15 protein-coding genes and 1 tRNA gene are annotated in these 16,890 nt (G+C 60.0%); 14 read left to right on the top strand and 2 right to left on the bottom strand.

The genetic code is table 11. The features are described from left to right. Nucleotides 1-136: 136 nt before the first annotated feature. The gene (locus tag NYP16_RS01060; protein ID WP_274942253.1) at nucleotides 137-3,292 is read left to right on the top strand and encodes a helicase-related protein; all 3,156 of its coding nucleotides are present in this window, start codon (nucleotides 137-139) and stop codon (nucleotides 3,290-3,292) included. 4 nt (nucleotides 3,293-3,296) lie between these two features. Then, nucleotides 3,297-3,608, top strand: a complete 312-nt coding sequence (locus tag NYP16_RS01055; protein ID WP_274942252.1) for an RNA-binding S4 domain-containing protein — start codon at nucleotides 3,297-3,299, stop codon at nucleotides 3,606-3,608. Here the strand turns inward: NYP16_RS01055 and NYP16_RS01050 are convergent. Then, nucleotides 3,586-4,026 carry an Rrf2 family transcriptional regulator gene (locus NYP16_RS01050; RefSeq protein WP_274942251.1) on the bottom strand — a complete coding sequence of 147 codons (441 nt, stop codon included), beginning with the start codon at nucleotides 4,024-4,026 and terminating at the stop codon, nucleotides 3,586-3,588. The genes NYP16_RS01055 and NYP16_RS01050 overlap by 23 nt on opposite strands. A gap of 138 nt (nucleotides 4,027-4,164) precedes the next feature. Here NYP16_RS01050 and NYP16_RS01045 point away from each other — a divergent pair, with 138 nt between their 5' ends. From NYP16_RS01045 to NYP16_RS01020, 6 genes are all read left to right on the top strand, one after another. Then, nucleotides 4,165-4,527: a group I truncated hemoglobin gene (locus NYP16_RS01045; RefSeq protein ID WP_274942250.1), complete on the top strand. Its 363-nt coding sequence runs from the start codon at nucleotides 4,165-4,167 to the stop codon at nucleotides 4,525-4,527. A gap of 24 nt (nucleotides 4,528-4,551) precedes the next feature. Then, nucleotides 4,552-5,529: a 2Fe-2S iron-sulfur cluster-binding protein gene (locus NYP16_RS01040; protein ID WP_274942249.1), complete on the top strand. Its 978-nt coding sequence runs from the start codon at nucleotides 4,552-4,554 to the stop codon at nucleotides 5,527-5,529. Nucleotides 5,530-5,570: 41 nt separating this feature from the next. After that, the gene (locus tag NYP16_RS01035) at nucleotides 5,571-6,068 is read left to right on the top strand and encodes a retropepsin-like aspartic protease family protein (RefSeq protein ID WP_274942248.1); all 498 of its coding nucleotides are present in this window, start codon (nucleotides 5,571-5,573) and stop codon (nucleotides 6,066-6,068) included. Between the two features lie 176 nt (nucleotides 6,069-6,244). Continuing rightward, nucleotides 6,245-6,577, top strand: coding sequence for a ferredoxin FdxA (gene fdxA / locus NYP16_RS01030; RefSeq protein ID WP_274942247.1), 333 nt, complete (start codon nucleotides 6,245-6,247; stop codon nucleotides 6,575-6,577). Between the two features lie 307 nt (nucleotides 6,578-6,884). Continuing rightward, the gene (locus NYP16_RS01025; protein WP_274942246.1) at nucleotides 6,885-7,388 is read left to right on the top strand and encodes a CarD family transcriptional regulator; all 504 of its coding nucleotides are present in this window, start codon (nucleotides 6,885-6,887) and stop codon (nucleotides 7,386-7,388) included. A 198-nt stretch (nucleotides 7,389-7,586) separates the two neighbouring features. Further along, a complete protein-coding gene (locus tag NYP16_RS01020) occupies nucleotides 7,587-8,414 on the top strand; it encodes a metallophosphoesterase family protein (protein ID WP_274942245.1) in 828 nt (275 codons plus the stop codon). A 59-nt stretch (nucleotides 8,415-8,473) separates the two neighbouring features. Here NYP16_RS01020 and NYP16_RS01015 read toward each other — a convergent pair whose 3' ends face one another. Continuing rightward, nucleotides 8,474-9,514: a thermonuclease family protein gene (locus tag NYP16_RS01015; protein ID WP_274942244.1), complete on the bottom strand. Its 1,041-nt coding sequence runs from the start codon at nucleotides 9,512-9,514 to the stop codon at nucleotides 8,474-8,476. A gap of 96 nt (nucleotides 9,515-9,610) precedes the next feature. Between NYP16_RS01015 and NYP16_RS01010 the strand changes: the two genes are divergently transcribed. The 6 genes from NYP16_RS01010 to NYP16_RS00985 all read left to right on the top strand — a co-directional run bounded on the left by NYP16_RS01010 (nucleotide 9,611) and on the right by NYP16_RS00985 (nucleotide 16,559). Next, a tRNA-Arg gene (locus NYP16_RS01010) sits at nucleotides 9,611-9,687 on the top strand. 209 nt (nucleotides 9,688-9,896) lie between these two features. Beyond that, nucleotides 9,897-10,463, top strand: a complete 567-nt coding sequence (locus NYP16_RS01005; RefSeq protein WP_346742429.1) for a lipid-binding SYLF domain-containing protein — start codon at nucleotides 9,897-9,899, stop codon at nucleotides 10,461-10,463. Nucleotides 10,464-10,513: 50 nt separating this feature from the next. Further along, on the top strand, nucleotides 10,514-10,705 hold the full coding sequence (locus NYP16_RS01000; protein ID WP_274942242.1) for a Thivi_2564 family membrane protein: 192 nt from the start codon (nucleotides 10,514-10,516) through the stop codon (nucleotides 10,703-10,705). Nucleotides 10,706-10,816: 111 nt separating this feature from the next. Beyond that, entirely contained in the window at nucleotides 10,817-12,277 is a 1,461-nt protein-coding gene (locus NYP16_RS00995) for an alkaline phosphatase (RefSeq protein ID WP_274942241.1), read from the top strand. 192 nt (nucleotides 12,278-12,469) lie between these two features. Further along, nucleotides 12,470-14,857 carry a TonB-dependent siderophore receptor gene (locus NYP16_RS00990; protein ID WP_274942240.1) on the top strand — a complete coding sequence of 796 codons (2,388 nt, stop codon included), beginning with the start codon at nucleotides 12,470-12,472 and terminating at the stop codon, nucleotides 14,855-14,857. Nucleotides 14,858-14,864: 7 nt separating this feature from the next. Continuing rightward, a complete protein-coding gene (locus tag NYP16_RS00985; RefSeq protein ID WP_274942239.1) occupies nucleotides 14,865-16,559 on the top strand; it encodes an alkaline phosphatase D family protein in 1,695 nt (564 codons plus the stop codon). Nucleotides 16,560-16,890 lie beyond the last annotated feature (331 nt).

Below are 16,890 nucleotides of genomic sequence, written 5' to 3'. Positions count from 1 at the left end.
TGTATAGCCAGAGCATATTTTGATATGCTGAAATAACTGGAGATACAGAAATTCCCCCCTGCAAGCGGCAACTTTCTCTCTGACGGCCGAGCGCCCGGCTTTGCGCCGCGCCGGGCTCGTGCTATGAGAGCGCCCCATGAGCCCACGTTTCATTCGGCCCGAACCGCAAAGCCCCTTGGGCGTCAAGCTGGTTCTCGGCCCCACCAACACCGGCAAGACTCATCTCGCGGTCGAGCGCATGCTTGCCCATAGTTCGGGGATGATCGGTCTGCCGCTGCGGCTGCTGGCGCGAGAGATTTATGACCGGGTGGTGCGCATCAAGGGCGCCCAGGCCGTGGCGCTGGTGACCGGTGAAGAAAAAATCGTCCCGAAAAGCCCGTCCTACTGGGTGTCCACGGTCGAAGCCATGCCGATGGAACTCGATGTGGCCTTTATCGCCGTCGATGAAATCCAGCTTTGTGCCGACCCCGATCGCGGCCATGTCTTCACCGACCGCCTGTTGAACGCGCGCGGGCGGGAGGAGACCATGTTCATGGGCTCTGAAGCCATCCGACCGCTGGCGGCGTCGCTGTTGCCGCGCGCCGACATAATCACCCGGCCCCGGCTGTCGACCCTGACTTACGTGCCGCCACACAAACTGTCGCGGCTGCCCCGGCGCTCGGCGGTAATCGCTTTTTCCGTGACCGAGGTCTACGGCCTCGCGGAAATGCTGCGCCGTCAGCATGGCGGCGCGGCGGTGGTCATGGGGGCGCTCAGTCCGCGCACCCGCAACGCCCAGGTGGAGCTGTTTCAAAACGGCGACGTCGATTACATCGTCGCCACCGACGCCATCGGCATGGGGCTCAACATGGATATCAACCATGTGGCCTTTGCCCAGAAATCCAAATTCGACGGCGAGCGCTTCCGCAACCTGACGGCGGCCGAGATCGCCCAGGTGGCGGGCCGGGCCGGACGCCATATGACCAGCGGCAGCTTCACCACGCTTGCGGATCTGGTCGAAAATTTCGACCTGGATCTGGTCCAGGCGGTGGAGACTCACAGCTTCCCCACCCTTCAACATGTCGAATGGCGCAACAGCCAGCTTGATTTCGCGACTCCGGAGGCCCTGATCGCGAGTCTTGAGGCCCTGCCATCGGACAGCCGCTTCCGCCGCGCCCGCGAGGCCGACGATCTCATGGTGCTGCGCGCGGCCGCCGCCGACCCGGCCATCCGCCACATGGCGCGCCACCCGGCGGCCGTGAGAAAATTGTGGGAAGCCTGCCAACTCCCTGATTTCAGGAAAATTTCCCCCGCAGATCACACGCGCATCTGCCTGAGCGTCTATAAATTTCTGATGAGCGAACGGGGCACAATCCCCAATGACTGGTTCAACCAGCAAATAAAGCCGCTCGATCGGGTCGATGGCGATATCGACACCCTCGCACAGCGTATTGCGCATGTGCGGACCTGGACATATGCTGCCAACCGCCCGAACTGGCTCGAGAGCCCGGCGCACTGGCAAAATCAGGCGCGGGATATCGAGGATCGGTTATCGGACGCTTTGCACAAGGGACTGAGCCAAAGATTCATCGACCGGCGAACCGCCGTGCTGATGCGAGAGTTAAGACAGAAAGAACGATTGATGGCAGTGGTGGAAAAGGATGGCAGCGTGACGGTCGAAGGGCATTTCATTGGCGCCTTGAGCGGCTTTACGTTCGATGTGGACGAAGCACAGCTGAGCGCTGATCAGCGCACGTTGCGACAGGCAGCCGACAAGGCGCTGGTGACGGAAATCAGCGAGCGTGCCAGCAAGCTTAGCGAGGCCGAGGATGATAAATTCTCGCTGCTGCTCGCGGACCCGGAAACCCAGGCCCTGATCCCCGCCGGACGCATCCTGTGGGATGGCATCCTGGTGGCGGAACTTGTGGCCGGCCCCGAAGCGCTCCGTCCCCGCATCCGCATGATCCAGGCCCCCTTGCTCACCGGCGACGATCTGAAACGGGTCGAAGCCCGCCTCCAGACCTGGCTCGACGGATATCTGAACCGCGAACTCAAGCCGCTGTTCCGTTTGCAGGAATCCCTTGAGCTGCCGGAAGCCATCAGCGGACTTGCCCGCGGCCTGGCCTATCAGGTGGTCGAAAATCTCGGCACCCTGTCGCGCCGTCGCGTCGCCGCCGATTTCCGCGCTGTCGACAAGGACGGCCGCCGTCAGATGCGCTCGCTCGGGATCTGGCTCGGCTCCACCAGTTTCTATCTGCCGCCGCTTCTGAAACCCCATGCCGCGCGGCTCCGCCTGCTGCTGTGGTCGGTGTTCACCCAGCAGACGACGCTTGCGGTGCCGCCGACACCCGGCCTGATCACTGTGCCGACCGACAAATCTGTGCCCGGCATTTTCTATGAGATCCTCGGCTTCCGCCCCATCGGTGGCCTCGCCGTGCGGCTCGACATGCTGGAACGACTTGGTCAGGCCGCCCGCGAGGTGGCTGAAAAGGGTCCGTTCGTCAGTGATTCGAAATTGATGTCGCTGGTCGGCGTGAGCGGCGACGACTTCCTCAAGATCATGAGCTATCTCGGCTATGCTTACCGCCAGCCGAGCGACAGCGAAGCCGCCGCCTGGGCGGCCCGTCAGACTGAGGCAGCTGGTGAGACTCCGGGTCAGACGCCTGTCGAGGTTCCGGTCGAAGCCCCGGCCGAGACTCCGACCCAAGCACCCGTCGAAGAACCCGTGGAAGCTCCCGCCGAGAGCCCGGTCGAAGAACCTGTCGAGGCCCCCGCCGAAACTCCGAGTGAGGAGCCCCTCCAGACACCCGGCGAGACCCCGGACGCAACGGCAGTCGAAGACGTTGCCGAAGTCTTGGATGAAGTCTCGGCCGTAGCCGCCGCGCCGCAAATGCTGTTCTTCCGCGAGGACACCCGGCGTCCGCGTCCGGATCGCCGCCCGGAGCGGCATCAGCCACGCAACCGCGACGATCAGCCAGGTCAAGCCCCCACGGGCGAGCGCGCGCCCGATCAGCGCAACCGGCGTCCCCGCCAGCATGGCCCGCGTGTCGCCAATGACACTGCAGACCGCCCAGACCGCAAGCAGCCCCATGGCGGCGAGCGCCAGGCCCGCAACGACAGCCCCCGCAGCGACAAGCCTCGCAGCGATAAACCGCGCTTTGACAAGGCGCGGGGCGACAAACCCCGGGGCGGCAACGAACCGCGGGTGTGGAGCAGCGAGCCCCAGTCCGGCAGCAAGCGTCCGGCCTTCAATGAGGACAGCCCCTTCGCGGCGCTTGCCTCCTTGAAACAGAGCCTGCTCAACAAGAAATAACCCCATGAGCCGGGAGCCAAAGCCGCAGGAGACGGAGCTGAGCGCAAGCAAAGCCCGTCTCGACAAGTGGCTTTGGCAAGCCCGATTCTTCAAAAGCCGCGGTCTGGCCCAGGCCCTCTGCCGGAGCGGCCTGCTTCGCGTCAACGGAACCTCGATCACCAAGCCTGACGCACATGTCGGCGCGGGCGACATCCTGAGCTTTCCTTACGGTCGCAGCGTGCGGGTGGTGCAGGTGATCGCCCTCCCTACGCGGCGCGGCCCGCCTGCCGAAGCCCGGCTGCTCTATCGTGACCTCACGGAACAGCCGGAACCTTGAGCAACACCGTAAGCTCCCGGCGGTTCCCCAGGAGATCAGCCAGGCTATGGCGCTCGAGACTCGTGAGAAAGGCCTGATTGGCCTCATGGAGCGCGCGTTTCAAAAGACAGGATGGAACCAGCGGGCAATGGCTCGCGCCAAGCTCGAAACATTCCACCAGATTGAAATTCGGTTCGGTCGCCGCGACCACCGCCGCCACCGAAATATCTTCCGGCCGCATGGCCAGCCGAATGCCGCCGCCCTTGCCGCGAGTCGACTGCACGAAGCCGAGCCGGGCCAGGCTATGTACCACCTTGGTCAGATGATTTTTGGAAATGCCATAGCTATCGACGATCTCGCCGATGGTGGCATCGCCTTGCTTGACGCCCAGATAAATCAGCACCCGCAGCGCATAATCCGTGAATTGCGTGAGCTGCATAATTTGCCTTTGACACTAAGATGCATTTTATATACATGTTTCAGTAACATGTATCTCATATGCATGTTATACCGCGTTTACCCTTCAAAAACTACCCCCGCCCGCGGGGTTGCGCAATTCCTCACTGGAGAGTTTCTGATGTCGCTTTACGATCGTCTGGGTGGCAGTGCTGCCGTCGATGCCGCCGTTGACCTGTTCTATCGCCGTGTGCTCGCCGATGACCGCGTCAATCACTTCTTCGATGACGTCGATATGGATGGCCAGATTGCCAAGCAAAAAGGCTTTCTCACCATGGTGTTCGGCGGACCCAATTCCTATACGGGCAGGTCCATGCGCGACGGCCACAAGCATCTCGTGACGCGCGGTTTGAACGACAACCATGTGGATATCATCATCACCCATCTGGGCGATACCCTGCGCGAACTTGGCGTCGCCGACAGTGACATCGCCGCTGTGGCCGGCATTGCCGAAGGCGCCCGGGCCGACGTGCTGAACCGCTAATCTCCCGGAAATAGGGATACCCCCATGATCACCGTGACTTTCGACGGGCAGGCCCATAGCCTGCCCGAGAGCGAACCCGTGCTTGATGGATTGCTGAGGGCCGGGGTCGATATTCCCTGGTCCTGCCGCGCCGGAGCCTGCCAAAGCTGTCTGGTGCAAACCGCCGACGGCAGCCCCGCCCCTGATCCGAGCTGGACCGCCGGATTAAAAGACAGCCTCAAGGCCACAGGCTATCTTCTCGCCTGCCAATGCAAGCCAACCGCCGATCTCGCGCTCCGCAGCCTCAGCCTTGATGACAGCACCATGCCCGCTGTCATCCTCGCCAAAACCCCCTTGAATGACAGCGTTCTCGGGCTGCATCTTCGCCCCGAAAGACCGTTTGTCGTGCGGCCCGGGCAATATGTCACCCTGTTCGGTCCGGATCAGGTGAGCCGCAGCTATTCGGTGGCCAATCTCGTTGCCGACGACGGCCATCTTGAACTGCATATCCGCCGTATCGAGGGCGGGCGCATGAGCAACTGGCTGCATGATGTGGCCGAGCCCGGCGACCGGCTGGCGCTGCGCGGTCCGGCCGGGTCTTGTTTTTACGTGCAGGACGACGCTCAGGACTTCGACATGCTGCTGGCCGGGACCGGCACCGGACTCGCGCCGCTTTATGGCATCGTCCAGGACGCCCTCAAGGCCGGACATCGCGGACAGATCCATCTGATCCATGGGGCACTGCGGCCCGGCGATCTTTATCTAACCGACATCCTGCGCGATCTGGCCGCCACCAACGATAATTTCATCTATACGCCCTGCGTGCTCGAAGGCGGCGGTGGGGATCTTGTGACCGGCTCCCTCGACGCCGTGACCCTTGGCCAGTTGCACACGCCCGCCGCCACCCGCGCCTATTTCTGCGGCGCACCCGAGATGGTGACGCTGCTCAGGAAAAAAGCCTTTCTCTCCGGCGTGGCCTCGCGCCATATCTATTGCGACGCCTTTCTGCCCACCCGGGCCTGACCTTACAAAGCCTTAACATCTAGGCGGTAAAATCAAGCGCTATGAGTATCAAGGGTCATCTCCAGGGATTGGGTCTGCTCGCCTGCGCGCTGATCATCGCCGCAGGCGTCCTCTCCAACCGTGACCGCGCCCCGGAGCATCAGGGCGCGGTCGATCTGGCCCCCGGCCCCCGAGATGAGCTTACCTTACGCCGGGACGCTGACGGCCATTTCCGGGTCGAGGCCGAAGTGAACGGCCGCCCGCTGCAGTTCCTGATCGATACCGGGGCAAGTCATGTGGTGCTCAGCCCCGCCGACGCCGCCCGCATCGGCCTGCGCCCGACCCGCGACGACTTCAGCCTCAGCCTCACCACCGCCAACGGCAGCCTGCGCGCCGCTCCGGTGACACTCGACACGGTCCGGATCGGCAGCCTGGACATTCCACAGGTCACCGCTGTTGTGACCGGAACAGATCTCCCGCAATCACTTTTGGGCATGAGCTTTCTCAACCGCCTCGGCAGGTGGCGGGTGGAGGGTGATCGCTTGATGCTTGGCGATTAGCTCTGGAATTTTGTGCAATTCAGTCTTACTTACTGAATAGAATTGACAAATATCAGAAAACACGGAGCGGGCGCTTTTTGGGCTTGCCTCTCACGCCGCTCGCTCGTAAGAAATCCTAGTAATCATCGTCTGTACCGCCACCTCGGCAAATTGGGCGGCACGTTTGGAGAAAATCGATGACCTATGTCGTCACGGAAGCCTGCATCAAATGCAAATACATGGATTGCGTGGAGGTTTGCCCGGTCGATTGCTTCTATGAAGGCGAGAATATGCTCGTCATCAACCCCAATGAATGTATCGATTGCGGCGTCTGCGAACCGGAATGCCCGGCCGAAGCCATCTTCCCCGACACCGAAGACGGTCTCGACCAGTGGCTCGAACTGAACGCGAAATACGGCGAAACCTGGCCCAATATCTCGGAAAAAGGCCCGGCTCCGGCCGATGCTGACGAGTTCAAGGGCGAAGAAGGCAAATTCGCTAAATATTTCAGCGACAAGCCCGGCGGCTGATAAGCTCTTTTTGCCTCCGGTTTTCTAGCTTTTCCAGTCAGGTTCGCCTCAAAATCCGGCGGCCCCTGTGACGTTCTGTCACAGGGGCTGTCTTTTTTGGCTAATTATGCTACAGTGGCATCTACATGTTGTGGCATCGCAACTGAACACAACGCGAGCGCAGTCACTGAGCGCTTGTTTTTACGGCGACTTTTAGCCCTTACCCTGCACGGCCGCTCAATTGGCGGCTGTGTGGCAGCTGGTTTTAACTGACCCGTAGAACACTCGGGATGCGGTTGAATTTTTGTGCAGAGAGAAGCGGTTGGCAATGAAGAAAACAAATTCCCTCGATTTCGCGAAAAATGATTACATCGTCTATCCGAAACACGGAGTCGGGCGGATTCTCGATATCGAGAAACAAATGATTTCAGGCATGGAGCTTGAATTATACGTCATCAGGTTTGAAAAAGAGCGCATGACCCTGCGCGTCCCCACCAACAAGGCAAAGATGGTGGGCATGCGCAAACTGGCCAATGCCGATACCATGCAGCAGGCCCTCAAGACCCTGACCGGCAAAGCGAAAATCAAGCGCACCATGTGGAGCCGCCGGGCTCAGGAATATGAAGCCAAGATCAATTCGGGCGACCTCGTCCTGATCGCTGAAGTGGTGCGCGACCTGCATCGCACGGCCGAACAGCCGGAACAATCTTACAGCGAACGGCAGATCTACGAATCAGCCCTCGCACGCCTCGCTCGCGAAGTGGCCGCTGTTGAGAAGATCGAGGAAATCGCCGCGGTCAAACGGCTTGAAGATATGTTGCGCGCCGCCTGATCGCGCGTCTCTCCGATCAAACGCCCGGGACGAAAGTTCCGGGCGTTTTTTTATGCCCCTCCCCGCTTAAAATTTTAACAATCACCATATCAAGGTGCCTTCCAAAACTCAGCCACTAGAGCTAGTATTACCTAACCTTGGAACATGCCTGAATGCCGGTTAGCTCATAAAGCCGGATACGACAATAAAGGGAGGGTCATGAACAAGCCGGTCGCCTTGTCCCTGGATGAGACCCGATTCGCGCGCCTCGACCGTCCGCAGCGGATCTGGAGCGTGGCCGCCATCCATGGCCATGCCGCCAAGCTCGCCGCCCTGCATCGCGAACTTGTGCCACGCTTTGTCCCCGGTGACCGTCTCGTTTATCTTGGCAATTACACCGGCCTCGGCCCCGACGTCCACGCCACCGTGGATGAATTGCTGCACACCCGCCGCCGGCTTTTATCCCGCTCCGGGGTGTTTCAGCCCCATGATTTCGTCTATCTGCGCGGCGCACAGGAAGAAATGTGGTCCAAGCTGCTGCAGCTTCAATTCGCCCAGAACCCACCCGAAATCCTGGAGTGGCTGCTCGATCACGGCATCGGCCCGACCATCGAGGCTTATGGCAGCACGCTCATGAGCGCTCGCGGTCATGTGCGCGACGGGCCGCGCGCCATCACCAAATGGACCAGCGCGCTCAGGAACTGCATGCATCGCACCCCCGGCCATCACGAACTGATGACCGCAGTCAAACGCGCCGCCTATACAGACTGCGGCGGACTGTTTTTTGTTCATGCCGCCGTGGACCCGAACCGCCCCTTGCAGACGCAGGGCGATATTTTCTGGTGGGACACCGGCCTTTTCGACGGGCTGGATCGCCCGTTCAACGGCTTCACCCGCGTCATTCGCGGCTTTGATCAGAAACAGCGCGGGGTCAATCTCGACCTGCCCTATGCCGCCACCATAGACGGCGGCTGCGGCCATGGCGGCCCTCTGGTTGCCGTCTGTTTCGCCCCCGACGGCGAAGTTCTCGACCGCATCGAGACCTGACCGCCGACTGAAGGTATCGCTCAAGCTGATGGTTTGCCCCCCTTCAGCTCAGAGCACGGTCACAGGCTGTCCTCCGGCTCCTTGGGTTTTTTGACGCGCGGTTTGCGCGGTTTCCTGGGTTTGTCGGGTTGATCGCCAGTCTCTGTTTTGTCGGCTTTCTCGGCCTTGCTGCGTCTGGCGCGTTTTGCCGGTTTCTCCTTGCTTTCACCTTTCGGGGATTTTGCGGCTTTGTCCGCCTTGACCCGTTTCGGCGGCTTGATCGCCTTTTGCAGCGCCGCCTGCAGGCTCTCCGACGGGCTCAGAATTTCGATCTGTTCGGGATGGTTGACCGCAATCATCGGGCCGTTTTCCCAGGACACCCAACCGCGCACGCGAATGACGCTGTCTTCGAAAAATTCGGGTTTCAGCTTGTGCTTGGCCAAGGCTCGGCGCCCCACGGTATCAAGTGTGATGGTGAAATCCGTTTTGTAATCGCTACCGAAATTAAGGTAGCTCCGCCCCTTCACCGTGGTCACATGCAGCACCCGGCCTTCGACCAGTTCATAGCCGCCCACGTGACGCGCCACACTGATATCCGTGCGCACCGCATAATAGGGATCGGCCCAGATGCCGCGCCGCGCCGTCCGCGCCGCCGTCTCAAGCGCAAGGAGCTCGGCCACCGCCACGCGATTGTCAGGGAAGCTGTAGACCCGCGCCATCCCGGCCTCGACCATGGCGCCTTGAACCCAGAGCCCATCGTCCCGCAGCAGATGCGCGAGCACCCGGCCGTGACGATCCATCTCCGCCCCGCCCGCATGCAGCGTCACCGCCCGCCCGAGCAGCAGACGCTCCAGCAGCGCCTTTGACTCATCGCCAAGCGGCCAGGCTTTGAAGTCCTTGCGCCCGAGCGGCAGTTTCGGCGCCTGTGTGCCAACCAGCCGCACCTGCCGCCCATCCTCAAGCCGCACCGTGTCGCCGTCCACGACCGAGCGCACCCGGGCCGCCCCTATATCCTTCAGCCGCGGCGGCAAGGTGAGCGAAACAGCCTCCTCCGCAAGCGGCGACGACGCCCCGAGACAGACGAGCAACAGCAGAGGGATCAAGCACGCAAAACGCTTCATGAAGAAAGTTTAGCAAGCAACAGCCATAACGCAACCACACGGGGTTGGAAGCCGTCCCGGAGCTTGCTATAAGAAGGCCGCAGTCCGCACAAGCAGGTCCCCGTAGCTCAGTAGGATAGAGCGTCAGATTCCTAATCTGAAGGCCACTGGTTCGAATCCAGTCGGGGACACCATCCATTGCCCGAAAAGTTGTTGCTCACCGGGATCGATGGTAAGATCCTATCGTCATGTTATGTCGCGTAGATGTCTGAGTAATGTTCGGTACGGCACCCGCCGTGAACATCCGTCCATCCGGAACTCCATCAAACAGCAGCCGTATTCGGCCTGGCGCATGTGACAAACACTCTTTCATGCTGAAGGTCTGCGGCTCCCGACAGGAGCAATGACATTGACCATGAGATCAGGACTATTTTTCGCCCTCATGCTGGCAACAGCGGTGGCGGCCCCGATGGCCTTGACCACGCCCGCCACAGCCGCCTCGTCTGAGGATCTCGACAGGGATTCCCGGCAGGCCCTGCACCAGCTTTACCGAACCCATCCCTTTGCCGAGCAGCTCTCCCACAAGGCCAAGGCCATTCTGGTGTTTCCGAACATCATCAAGGCCGGTCTCGTGTTCGGCGGCAGTTATGGCGAAGGCGAGCTGATCCGGGGCAATAGCGTGCTTGGCTATTACAACTCCGTGACCGGATCCTGGGGCCTACAGGCCGGGGCGCAGTCTTATGGCTATGTGGTGTTCCTGATGAACGAAAAAGCGCTCGAATATATTCAGGAAACCCATGGCTGGGAAATCGGTGTGGGGCCAACCGTGGTCGTCGTCAATGAAGGCGCCGCCAAAAATCTGTCAACCACCTCATTGAAGGACGATGCCTATGCCTTCATCTTCGGACAGGAAGGACTGATGGCCGGCGTGAGCATCGAGGGCACGAAAATTTCCCATATCAAACGCTGACAAAGCCACCGACCCGCGCAGCGCATGCGATGATCTAACAGGAGAAACCGATGTCTCTCGTTCACCTGGTCATAGTCCTGATCGTGATTGGCGTGCTGTTATGGCTCGTCAACACCTACATCCCCATGGACCCAAAGATCAAACGCATCCTCAATGCCGTCGTGGTGATCGCCGTGGTGTTATGGCTGCTGCAAGTGTTCGGTGTGTTTAACTCCATGCCAGATATTCGCGTGGGCCGCTGACATCCTGCGGTCCACGCGAAGGGCAGCCCGGATGCGGTAACGCGCTCACATATCTGTAACATCCGCCTGACATGATGCCGCCGACCATGAATAGTGCGGAGGTATACGAGAATGGTGCGGTTGCGTTTCTTGCGGTTTGGCTTGATCTCCCTTTCTCTTCTTGCGATCAGCGGTTGCGCGAAGCCGGTGATGCTGGCTCATGGTCCGTCCCAGACTGCAGGTCCGCATAATGTCATTTTGTTCATTGGCGATGGCATGGGGGTGAGCACGCTTACCGCCATGCGCATTCTCGCCGGGCAGCTGGAGGGCAAGCCGGGCGAGGAGACGGTGTTGCCGTGGGAGACTTATCCCCATCTCGCGCTGATCAAAACCTATAACACCAATCAGCAGGTGCCGGATTCAGCCGGCACCGCCACCGCCATCATGAGCGGCGAGAAAACCAAGGCCGGGGTGATCGGCATGAGTGACCGCGCGCTCCGCGCCGACTGCGCGTCGGCGCGCGGGGCGGAGTTGCAGACCCTTCTTGAAAAAGCCGCAGCGGCGGGGCGGGCCACGGGTGTCGTCACCACCACCCGCCTGACCCATGCGACACCGGCCACAACTTACGCCCATAGCCCCGAACGCGACTGGGAAAGCGACGCCCATATGCCAGAAGCCGCGATCCTTGCCGGATGCCGCGATATCGCCCGGCAGTTTGTCGAGTTCAAGTTCGGCCATGGCATTGATGTGGCGCTGGCCGGCGGGCGCAAGAATTTCATGCCCAAAGATATGCCCGATCCCGAATATCCCGACCAAAGCGGCGGCCGCAAAGACGGGCGCAATCTCATCGGCGAATGGCAGCAGACATATCCGCACGGCGCTTATGTCACAAGCAAGGCCGAACTCGATGCGCTCGATCTCACGAAAACGAGCCATCTGCTTGGCCTTTTCGAGCCAAGCCATATGCGCTATGAGGCCGACCGCAAGCGCGACAAAGCCGGTGAACCGTCGCTGACCGAGATGACGCAAACCGCCATCCGCATGCTCGCCCGCAAGGGCAAGGGCTATTTCCTCATGGTCGAGGCTGGGCGCATCGATCATGCTCATCATGCTGGGAATGCCTATAACGCGCTCCATGACGGTGTGGAGCTTGCCCGCGCCGTCGCCGCCGCCAATGCCATAACGAACGAAAGCGACACCCTGATCATCGTTACCGCCGATCATTCGCATAGCTTCACCATCGCCGGATACCCGAAACGCGGCAATCCGATTCTCGGCAAGGTTGTCGGCAGCGACGATCATGAAAAAGACGGCGATGCAGACTTTACTCATGCCGCCGACGGCAAGCCCTATACCACCCTTGGCTATTATGCCGCCCCCGGCGCAGTGAGCGGCGCACGGGCCGACCTCAGCGATGTGGACACAACCGCGGAAACCTATCGCCAGCAGGCCGTCGTTCCGGTCACGAGCGGCGCCCATGGCGGGGAGGACGTCGCGGCCTTCGCCCGGGGTCCGAATGCGGAAGCCCTGCATGGGGTCATGGAACAAAATCTTTTATATGACGTCATGGCCAGGGCGCTCGCATTCCCATAAACCGAGAATTGCAGGCTTCCATCAAGCAAAAGATCCGTTGCGGGAGACCGCCACGGATCTTTTTTTATGGCTTTGAAAATCCTGAGATCATGGTGATTTTTATTTGTAACCCCTCCGTCATCGAACTGTAAAAATGCACCGATAGGTTGCGCCGGTAACTCATCCTCTCCCCGGCCAAGGACTCCCCCTCATATGTATGTTTCCCGATTTCGAACCCTGATGCTTGTCACCACCGCCATCGGCATTGCCGGCAGCGCCTTTGCAGATGAACCCGCTCCAACGCCCTCCACCGACTATGAGGAAATCATCGTCTATGGCTCGGACAAGGTCGGCCTGATCGAAACCACCCCGCGCGACAGTCTGTTCGGCATCGACAAGCCGCTGACGGAAACGCCGCGCGCCGCCACCTTCATCAGCGATCAGACCCTGCTGCGCTATGGCATCGAGGAAGTCGACGATCTTATGGCCATCGCCCCGGGCTCGTTCACCGCGAGCTATTTCGGCGTCAAGGGGTCGGTTAATCTGCGCGGCACCATCGCTGAAACCTATTATCGCGGCTTCAAGCGCATCGAAAATCGCGGCACCTATCAGACGCCGCTTGCTGCCGCTGAAAGTATTGAAATCCTGCGCGGGCCGCCGACCGCTTTGTTTGGCGCTGGCAAGGTCGGCGGGTTCCTGAACATTTCCCCGCGCAGCGGCCGCGATGCCAATGGCCAGATCAAAACCCGGACGACCGGCAATATCGAAGTCACCACCGGCAGCTATGACAAATTCAATCTCGGCGGCAATCTGACGCTGCCCGTGGAAATCGGCAATATCGTCGGGGCCGTCAATATCTATGCCGAATATGAAAATTCCGGCAGTTTTTATAAGGGTGTGCATCCCGAACATAAGCTGTTGCAGATGGCCAGCGACTTTGACCTGAATGACACGACGACACTTGCGGTCGGCGCGCTTATTTACAATTCAAGCGGCTATATACAGACTCCGGGCTGGAACCGTCTGACCCAGGATCTGGTCGATACCGGCACCTATATCACCGGCCGCGACACCACCATCAAGGACACGAACGGCGACGGCCGCATTGCACCGAACGAAATCGGGTCCTCCCTGATTGCCGGATATTTCGGCACCAAACCCAACCCGAATGCCCGCTTCACCCTGGATGAAGGGGTCGGCACCGCCAAGCTCGACCGCCGCACGGTGATGGTCAGCGACGCCGATTTTTCGGAAACCGACACCAAAACCTTTTACGCCGATCTCAGCAAAAAAATCGGCGACAGCACGCGGCTCCGGGTTCAGGGCTTTTACGATCAACTGAAGAACCAGCGTTTTGTCAGCTACGGCTTCCCGGCCTGGTACGAAGCCCGCATATTCGAACTGCGCGGCAGTGCCGATTTCGCGTTAGATCTTCCCGCAATCGGGCTTGAATCCAAACATGTGGTCGGGATGTCCTATCGCGACTACAACGGCTTCCGCAAGGAAAGCTTCAACTCAGGCTATGTAGCCCTCGACCGCCGCGATCTGACCTATGGCGCAACGGCCACCGACATCTTCGCCGATCCGTTCTCCATGCCGTCGCTCGGCTGGGACAATGACATCAAAAGCACCTGGAACGATATCGGCGCGTTCCTCATGAGCGACATGACCTTTGGTGGTCTGGTGAATGTCATGCTCGGGGCGCGCTATGACTGGTACAAACTTGATTCAACCGATCGCGGCAAGAGCACCGGCAGCTCCATCCTGACAGCCGCCACAAGCGGCGGCGATTTTACCTGGAACGCCAGCGTCAGCCTGAAAACCGGCACAGGCCTTATTCCTTATTTCACCTATGCCAAAAGCTCGGCCATCGAAGGCAGTCAGGCCGGTGACGTGTCTCCCGGCCTCATCAGCAACGGCCAGTGGTTGTCAGATTCAGACCTGATCGAAGGCGGGGTCAAATTCGATCTTTTTAATTCGACACTGGTTGGCGCCTTGTCGGCCTACCGGCAGAACCGCACACGTCTGAGCACCTTCGACCGCGTGGTCGGCACCACCGGCAAGGGCGTCGAACTCGAAGCCCGCTGGCTGGTCAATGACAATATCAGTTTGACCTTCGCCGGAAACCATCAGAAGACCATCATCGAAGGTCCGGATACCGCTTTCACCTATATCTCGCCAGAAGCCATGGGGATCGACGGTAAATATGTCTATGGCGGCACCTATGCCGTCTATAACTTCGCCACCTCCCCGGCCGGGTTCCCGGGCAGCTATGAATTGCGCAGCATTCCGAAAACCACGTTCAGTCTGTATGGCACCTATATCAGCGAACCGATGGAATGGGGTCAGGCGGGCGCGACCATTGGCGTGATGCATGTGTCGACCACGGCCACGCGGCAGGCCAATGCCGTGGTGTTTCCGTCCTATGAACTCGTCAATGCCTCGGCCTTTGTGAGCTTTGGTCAGAACCAGGTCACGCTCAATGTGAACAATCTGTTCGACAAGCACTATTTCCAGCCTGCCGTTGACACCTATGTCAATCTCGCCGCCCTTCCGGGTCGCGGGCGGGAATTTCGTCTGACCTATAAACGGACATTCTGAGGATCCCATGACCATCACCCGACGTGACGCTTTGCGTATTTTCGCTGCGGCGAGCCTTGCTACACCTGCCCTGGCTGTTCCGCTTCGCGACTACAAAGGGTCCGCCGCTTTCCTGCACGGGGTCGCCAGTGGCGACCCCGGACTACATGACGTGATTATCTGGACCCGGATCACGCCGGAGGGTGAGACCTCCGGCGCCGATCTGATCGTCGATCTGGAAATCGCCACGACACCCGACTTCAAACAGATCCTCCGCCGCGTACCGCGTCTGCGCGCACCGGCAGCGCGGGATTACACCATCAAGCATCTGCTCGACCGCCTGGCCCCGGGCACGGATTATTATTATCGCTTCCGTCATGGCGAACGGCTGTCGCCCACGGGCCGCACCAAAACCCTGCCGGAAAAATCCCCGAAAGATGTGGTGTTCGCCGTCGCCTCCTGCGCGCTTTGGTCCGGGGGCTATTTCAATGCTTATGACGCCATGGCCCGGCGCACCCGTCTTGATGCGGTGATTCATCTTGGCGATTACATCTATGAATATGGTGCAGCGGCCAAAGACTATGGCATGGCCATCGGCAAGCGCATCGGCCGCAGTCCGCAACCGGCTCATAGCATTTTCACACTGGCCGATTACCGGGAACGGCACGCCCAGTATAAAACCGACCCCCATCTTCAGGCCGCCCATGCCCGCGCGCCCTGGATCACCGTCTGGGACGATCATGAAGTCGCCAACGACAGCTGGCATGGCGGCTCAAGCGACGACAAAAGCGGCGACTCCGCTGACTGGATCGCCCGCAAGGCGGCGGCGCTTCAGGCTTATTATGAATGGATGCCGATCCGCGAACCGCTCACCAATGCCCCGCGGGAAGCCGCTTGCCGAACTTTCCGTTTTGGCGATCTGGCCGAAATCATGATGGTTGAAACACGGCTTACCGGCCGCGATGATTCGCTCGATTACAAAACCGATCTGACCTGGGATGGCGAGCAGCCCCAGATCGAACCATTTCTGGACAAACTTCAGGATCCCGACCGGGAGATGCTCGGCCCCTGGCAGGAAGACTGGTTGCGCGAGAGCCTCAAGCAGTCAGTTGAAGACGGCATCAAATGGCAGGTCCTCGGCAATCAGGTGGTGATGGCGCGGGTCGCCGCCCCGGACGTCAGGGCCCAGATGACGCCGGAAAACTGGGACAAGCTGATAGCCCCCATGTCCGGCAGCACAAGGGATCGGGTGCTTAGGAATAACATCCTGTCGCGTTATGACATTCCGTCCAATCTTGATTCCTGGGACGGCTATCCCGCAGCCCGGGAGCGCGTCTATGACGCCATCAAGGCCGCCAAAGCCCATGTGGTGGCACTGGCCGGAGACAGCCATATGTTCTGGGCCAATGAACTGTGGGATGCCGAACGCCGCCAACTGGTCGCCGCAGAATTCGCCACCAGCTCCATCACCAGCCCAAGCTACGGCGATGCCATGCCCGGTGCGCCCATCGGTGATGCCTTCACCGCCCGCAATCGCGAAGTCATTTATAATGACCCGACCGGCAAGGGCTTTCTGGTGGTCACACTGAGCAAGGCCCGCGCTGAGGTTGAGTTCGTAACGGTGTCAACCATATTGGAAGAAACCTATACGGCAAGCGTAAGCAAAACATTCACCGTCACCCGTAAGCCTGGCGGTGGGGTCGGTCAGATCCGGGAAGGTTGAAAGTGTTTACTTACACTTGTCATTGCCGGGCTTGACCCGGCAATCCATGGCGAAACCTATACGGACGTGCAGATGGATTACCGGGTCAAGCCCGGTAATGACAATAATAATATCCGGGCCATCACCTTCCCGGTCAGAATAACTGCAATCCAATCGGCCCCCACCCGTCATTGCGAGGCGAAGCCGAAGCAATCCAAGTCCACCGCCGCCGAAAGATTCTGGATCGCCACGCCGCTTACGCGGCTCGCGATGACGGCTAGATCGATCTGGCCCGGGAAAGGTGAAAGGCATCACCAACACAGCCCGGTAATGACATTCCTAATTTGTGATT

Origin of the sequence: Govania unica, assembly GCF_027920805.1 — a bacterium.
Lineage (GTDB): Bacteria > Pseudomonadota > Alphaproteobacteria > Sphingomonadales > Govanellaceae > Govanella > Govanella unica.
Note: the sequence above shows the minus strand (reverse complement) of the source record. Positions and strands in the feature narration are given on the sequence as shown.